Raw genomic sequence first — 6,379 nt, 5'->3', positions numbered from 1 at the left:
CGAAGGGTCGCCCCTTCCTGCCTGTGGGCTTAGGCAGCTGATCAGCAATCAGCTCCCACTGAGCATCAGAGAGCACCTGGAAACGTGACATGCCTCCAGGCTTCCAGCTGGTCCCTCACATATTTCTCAGACACGCCCTAGACGGACGATTCGCCTCTCACTGCACCGCTGAGCCGGCGTGTGCAGGCCCGCAGGTGCGCCACCCGGCCCGACAGCTCATTTCTTCAGCGTCTTGGCCGGCACCAGCTGCTTCAGCAGCTCGTCGAAGCTCTTCGCCATATCGCGCACCTGGTCACCGGGCCACTGGTGGACCGGATAGGCCGCTCCCTGGATCTGCTGCCAATGCGGGTTCTCCTCCAGCACGGGCAGCATCAGCTTGTCCTGGTAGAGGCGCTCCATCTCCAGCAGCCGGTACTCGTGCTCAGCCGAGTCTGCGCGGGCGCGGTTGACCACCACTCCGGCCTGGGTCAGCTGGGGAGCAAACTCATTGGAGAACATCTTGATCGCGCGCATGGTCCGCTCTGTGCCGGCCACCGAGAACAGGCTGGGCTCTGCCACCAGCAGCACCTGGTGAGAGGCCGCCCAGGCGATTCGTGTCAGGCCGGACAGCGACGGCGGGCAGTCCACCAGGACCAGCTCATAGCCGCTGACGCCCTGCAGCAGAGTCTTCAGACGCTTCATGTCCCGCGGGCGGATATCCGGCCTGTCGAAAGTCGCGGAGAGCGCTGAACCGACCACCACGTCGAGCCGGGCTGCCGAGCCGGGGTCCTCCAGGAGGTCCAGCCACCCGGAGCGGACCACGTGGTCGCTCAGGGAGGCTTTCCGCGCCTCCTTGAGCAGCTGCCCGGCTTCGCGGCCGGCACCGCGAGAGACGCTGAGGCCGGTGGTGGCATCGGCATGCGGGTCCAGGTCGATCACCAGGGTGCTGACCCCGCTGTTCAGGGCCGAAGAGGCCAGGCCCATAGTGACCGAGGTCTTCCCGACCCCGCCTTTCAAGCTGGACACGCTGAGTATTTGCACCCCTCCATCCTATGACGGAAAAGGCCCCCACAGGATGACCTGTGGGGGCACGTCGCGGCCAGAGCCGAAGCCGAGGGTCAGGAAATCTTCATCTCACCCATCTCATCCCAGTCCTCGCCGTCGATCTGGCGCGAAATGATCTTCGGCGTGGAAGTCAGGGCCTGAGCCATGGGGCCGTCAGCGGAGGTGGCCTTCTTGAAGTGCTCCGAGTTCACATGCGGTTCGGCGCCGTCGTCGTCGAAAGCCTCCACCAGCACGTACTCATTGGGATTCTCCACGCTGCGGGACCACTCAAACCACTTATTCTTCGGTTCGGCGCGGGTGGCCTCGGTGAACTCCCGGGTAATCTCCGGCCACTGATCGGCCAGCTCGGGCTTCACGCTGAACTTCACAACAATGAAAATCACGTCAGGGATCCTTTCTCCATGGTGCCGGTAGGCGTTCAGTGTGCCCTACCGCGTGCCGACCACTCTAGGCGCCTTCTCGCCGGGCGAGAACGGATGCGGCACGCCTATGCGGCAGTGACAGGATGGCCCGAACGCAGGTAGCGCGAGCAGCGTCCCGCGTACTCGCGCAGTACAGCCTCGATCTCACGCTCGCGTCCGGCTGCCTCCTGTGACGGCATGCTCACCGCCATGGCGCCCACTTGTATCCCGCTGCCATTGCGCACCGGCACCGCTGCGCAGGTCTTCTGCGGAAGAAACTCCTCATGCTCCCAGGCGACCCCGCGGACAGCTACGGCATGCAGCTGGGCATCCAACTGGTGACGGTTGGTCATTGTGTGCGGGGTCAGCACCGGCATGCCGCGCGCCGCCAGATATGAATCCCGCTGTTCGGCGGGCATGCCGGCCAGCAGAATCTTGCCGAAGGCGGTGGCATGGGCAGCCTCATGGAACCCGAACCGCAGCGGCCTCAGACGCGGATGGGCGGTGCAGTCGGACAGGTGTGTCAGCACAATATCGGAGCCGCGGTAGACAGCGAAGTAGGAGGCGGCCTGGACCTGCCGGTGCAGCTCATCGGTGGCCTGGCGGATTGCCGACGGTGCCACCAGCCGCTGTCGGAAAGAGAGCCCCAGATCAAAACACTTCGGCCCTAACTCGAAGCATCGCTGCTCCTTCAGGTGCACCAGGTACCCGTGCTCCACAAGCTCCTGCAGCAGGCGGTAGACGCTGGGCAGGGGTATCTCAAGCCGATGTGCGACTTCTTTGGCGCTGGCGCTGCCGGAAGCTGCCACTGCTTCCAGGACAGCGAACGTGCGCTGGATGACCGCGATGGAGGACATGGTCGCCGGACTCCTTTCCGTTTCTCGTCAGGCGAGAAGCCGCCTGGAGGCAAGTGTTGCAGATCACATAACGTCAGGGAACCGACGCCACCTCGTCAGCTCAGCAGTAAGGAACGAGCATGGTTTTTCCCGCGAAGTATCCATCCCTCAACGCAATGGAGATGACCGAGGATGCGCGCCAGACGCTCATTCGAGTGTTGCGCGTAGCCTTCCCCCACGAGAAGATCCCCGATGCGCCCTATGAGCGAACCGCAGACAAGATTCTCGCTGAGGCTCAGAGCGAGACGTGGTTCCGGGTAGCCCTCACGCAGGGCCTCCTGTCGCTGAATCAGCTGGCCGGCGGCGATTTCAGAGACCTCGACGACGACGCCGCACTGCGCGTTCTGCGCCGCGTTGAGGGGACTGAGTTCTTCGGATTCGTGCGTCGGACCACCGTGCTGAACCTCTACGACGACGACGAAGTATGGGAGGTGCTCGGGTACGAAGGGGCCTCCTTCGACCGCGGCGGATACATCACGCGGGGATTCAACGACCTGGACTGGCTGCCTGAGCCTCGGGTCGACTACCCAGAGGGGGAACAGATGCCGGAGATCGCCCCTGGAGCCCTGGAGGTCCCGCAGCCCGCCGCCGAGGAGGCCAGCGCTGCGGATTCGACCAATCAGCCCGGGGCCACCAGCTCAGATATGGAAGAGGTGAAGAAGTAAATGACCTCCAGCGTCACCGGATTCAGCGTCGAGCAGGACGAAGAGGCAATCGTCATCATCGGTTCAGGAGCCGGGGGTGGAACCCTGGCCTACGAACTGACGCGAAAGGGCCTGCCCGTCGTCGTCCTGGAAGCCGGGCCGTATCTGACCCACGACGACTACGTGAACAACGAATGGGAATCGTTCAACCAGATGGCATGGTTGGACCCACGCACCACCTCCGGCTCCTGGAGGATCGCTCGGGACTTCCCGAATCTGCCAGCATGGATCGTCAAAGCCGTCGGCGGGACTACGACCCACTGGTCTGGAGCCACACCCCGATTCAAGGCCCACGAGTTCAAGACCCGCAGCGTCTACGGCCGGGTCGAGGGGGCCAATCTGCTGGACTGGCCCATCGGAATCGAGGACCTGGCGCCCTACTATGACCGCGCCGAGAAAGCCATGGGGTCCACCCATGTGCATGGACGTCCGCCCCTGCCCGCCAACAACAACTACAAAGTATTCGCCAACGGTGCTGAGAAGGCTGGTTACAAGTTCTACGCCACCGGGCCCTACGCCACCAACGCCGAGGAATACGACGGCCGTCCCGCCTCCATCCAGGACGGTTTCAACTTCCAAGGGGATAAGAATAAGTCGAAGTGGTCCATCCTGGTCAGAGAGATGCCCCGAGCCGAACAGACCGGACTGCTGGACCTCCGCCCGAACTCGCAGGCGGTGCAGATCACCCACAACGCTGAGGGACAGGTTGACGCCGTCCTCTACCTGGACAAGGAGGGCAATCTGCACAGGCAGGCAGCCAAACTGGTATGTCTGGCTGCCAATTCCATCGAGACCCCGCGGCTGCTGCTGCTCTCCGGAACTCCACGCTTTCCCGATGGACTGGCCAACTCCTCCGGCCAGGTGGGTCGGAACTACATGCGCCACCTCACCGGCACGGTCTGGGGCTATTTCGACAAGCCGGTACGGATGTACCGCGGTGAGACGATGGCGGGAGTCATCTGCGACGAGTCCGTCCACGACCCGGACCGTGGCTTCGCCGGCGGGTACTACATGGAGACCATCTCCCTGGGCCCGGCATTCATGGCCGCATTCGTGGAGCCGGGGGCCTGGGGGCCGGACTTCACCAAGCTGCTGGACTCCTACACCAACACTGCCGGCATGTGGATCGTCGGCGAAGATATGCCGCAGGAGTCCAACCGGGTGACCCTGAACACCACGGTCAAGGACGAGAACGGTCTCCCCGTGCCCAATGTGCACTATGACGACCATCCCAATGATGTGGCCATGCGCGAGCACGCCTACGCGGCCGGGGAGAAGGTCTACCAGGCCGTCGACGCCGTCGGCACTCACCGGACTCCGCCCTACCCATCGACCCACAATCTGGGCACTGCCAGAATGAGCGAGCGCCCAGAGGACGGAGTGGTCGACCGATGGGGGCGAACCCACGATGTGCCCAATCTGTTCATCTCTGACGGCTCGGTCTTCACCACTGGGGCGGCGGCCAATCCGACGCTGACCATCGTCGCCCTGGCAATCCGCCAGGCTGACTACATCGCGGAGCAGCTGAAGACCCAGCAGATCTGAACCGCTGCGCGGGTCTGCCGCCGGAGGCTGCGATGCGGGCCGGAGCAGCAAGACCGGTGCGGCCGCAGCTGCTGGGGCCCGCGCCCGCACCACGCATGCCGCGGATCCGAGCCGTATGCTGGCACCATGCCCACTCATGATCTGGCGATTATCGGCTCCGGCTCCGGCAACTCTCTGATCACCCCGTACTGGGACACCAAGAAGGTCGCCCTGGCGGATAAGGGGATTGATGCCACCGGGGCCTTCGGCGGGACCTGCCTGAATGTGGGGTGCATCCCCACCAAGATGTTCGTCCGGCCCTCGGCGCTGGCCCGGATACCGGAGGAGGCCGCCCGCCTAGGGGTGGAGCAGGCCACGGTCTCAGTGGACTGGCCGGGCATGCGGGACAGGATCTTCTCCCGCATCGACGCCGTCTCCTCCGGCGGCCGGCAGTACCGCGAAGAGCTGGAGAATGTGGATCTGATCTCTGAGAAGGTCACCCTCACCGGCCCACATTCATTCCGCACCGAGTCCGGCGCAGAAGTGGACGCCGAACAGATGGTCATCGCCGCCGGCTCACGTCCGGTGCTGCCTGAGGTGCCTGGAATCGACCTGCCCCAGGTGCACACCTCGGAGACCATCATGCGCCTGGAGGATCTGCCGCAGAAGATCCTCATCGTCGGCGGGGGATATATCGCCTGTGAGTTCGCCGGCATCTTCTCCGGGCTCGGCAGCGACGTCGTTCAGATCAACCGCAGCCGCGGGCTGATGAACCAGCTCGATGCAGACATCTCCGCCCGGTACTCCGAGCAGGCGCAGAAGAACTGGTCGGTGCTCTACCAGCGCACCCTGGGTGCGGTGGAGCCCAGCGGCAGCGGCCTCACTGCGCATCTGGTGACCTCCGACGGGCGGGCAGAGCAGTACCAGGTCGACGTCGTGCTGGTGGCCATCGGCCGGGTGCCCAACACAGATCTCATCGGCGCGGAGGAGGCCGGCCTGGACGTCCTGCCGGACCGCCGCCTCGCCGTCGATGAGCACCAGCGGGTGCTGCGCGGCGGAAAGCCGGTGTCCGGCCTGTATGCCCTGGGCGACATCTGCTCCGAGCCGATGCTCAAACACGTGGCCAATCATGAGGCCCGCGTGGTGGCCCACAACCTGGAGAACCCCGGCGACCTGCGAACTGTCCGCCATCACGCGATCCCCTCGGCGATCTTCTCCCACCCGGAGATCGCTCAGGTGGGTCTGACCGAGGCCCAGGCGGCCGAACGTGTGGGTGCTGACAACCTCACCACCACGCTGCAGCGCTACGGGGACACCGCCTACGGCTGGGCGATGGAGGATGAGTACGGGGTGATGAAGGTCATCGCCGACCGTCGGGATGGAACGCTGCTGGGTGCCCACGTGATGGGATACCAGGCCTCCAACCTGATCCAGCCGATCGTCCACGCCATGAGCTTCGACCAGGACGCCGCCACAGTGGCGCGCGGACAGTACTGGATTCACCCGGCGCTGATGGAGGTGACCGAGAACGCGCTGCTGGGACTGGAGGTTCCGGTGCCGGACGGAGCTCCGCTGTGATCCCAGGCCCGCAGGTGGACCCTGGCGCAGGACGAGCCCGACGCAGCCGTACAGGTCAGCGGCTCTCGCAGCGGCCCGCCGGTGCTGGCCTCTAGGGCGCGTCTGATAAATGCTTGGTCCAAGCAATGACGCCGTGGAGTAGGACTGCGGCGCGGAATGTGGTGGCCAGCTTGTCGTAGCGGGTGGCGATACCGCGCCATTGCTTCAGATGGCTGAACCCGCGTTCGACGAT

General features: G+C 64.7%; 6 protein-coding genes and 2 pseudogenes. 3 read left to right on the top strand and 5 right to left on the bottom strand.

The window, feature by feature from the left end; all coding sequences use genetic code 11:
* From Q1K09_RS12850 to Q1K09_RS12835, 4 genes and pseudogenes are all read right to left on the bottom strand, one after another.
* A pseudogene (locus Q1K09_RS12850) lies at positions 1–91 on the bottom strand (IS5/IS1182 family transposase); the annotation flags it as partial.
* Positions 92–216: 125 nt separating this feature from the next.
* A complete protein-coding gene (locus Q1K09_RS12845; RefSeq protein WP_300345871.1) occupies positions 217–1,020 on the bottom strand; it encodes a ParA family protein in 804 nt (267 codons plus the stop codon).
* A 77-nt stretch (positions 1,021–1,097) separates the two neighbouring features.
* On the bottom strand, positions 1,098–1,427 hold the full coding sequence (locus tag Q1K09_RS12840; RefSeq protein ID WP_300345870.1) for a putative quinol monooxygenase: 330 nt from the start codon (positions 1,425–1,427) through the stop codon (positions 1,098–1,100).
* A gap of 104 nt (positions 1,428–1,531) precedes the next feature.
* Positions 1,532–2,302: an IclR family transcriptional regulator gene (locus tag Q1K09_RS12835; protein ID WP_300345869.1), complete on the bottom strand. Its 771-nt coding sequence runs from the start codon at positions 2,300–2,302 to the stop codon at positions 1,532–1,534.
* 119 nt (positions 2,303–2,421) lie between these two features.
* Here Q1K09_RS12835 and Q1K09_RS12830 point away from each other — a divergent pair, with 119 nt between their 5' ends.
* The 3 genes from Q1K09_RS12830 to Q1K09_RS12820 all read left to right on the top strand — a co-directional run bounded on the left by Q1K09_RS12830 (position 2,422) and on the right by Q1K09_RS12820 (position 6,147).
* Complete coding sequence (locus Q1K09_RS12830) at positions 2,422–3,006, top strand: hypothetical protein (protein ID WP_300345868.1); 585 nt, start codon at positions 2,422–2,424, stop codon at positions 3,004–3,006.
* Positions 3,007–4,590, top strand: coding sequence for a GMC family oxidoreductase (locus Q1K09_RS12825; protein WP_300345866.1), 1,584 nt, complete (start codon positions 3,007–3,009; stop codon positions 4,588–4,590).
* A gap of 126 nt (positions 4,591–4,716) precedes the next feature.
* Positions 4,717–6,147, top strand: coding sequence for a mycothione reductase (locus Q1K09_RS12820; protein ID WP_300345864.1), 1,431 nt, complete (start codon positions 4,717–4,719; stop codon positions 6,145–6,147).
* A gap of 91 nt (positions 6,148–6,238) precedes the next feature.
* Here Q1K09_RS12820 and Q1K09_RS12815 read toward each other — a convergent pair.
* Positions 6,239–6,379, bottom strand: a pseudogene (locus tag Q1K09_RS12815) (IS5/IS1182 family transposase); the annotation flags it as partial.

Origin of the sequence: Nesterenkonia sp. (assembly GCF_029265375.1) — a bacterium.
Taxonomy (GTDB): Bacteria; Actinomycetota; Actinomycetes; order Actinomycetales; family Micrococcaceae; genus Nesterenkonia.
This window is presented reverse-complemented; position numbering and strand designations above follow the sequence as displayed.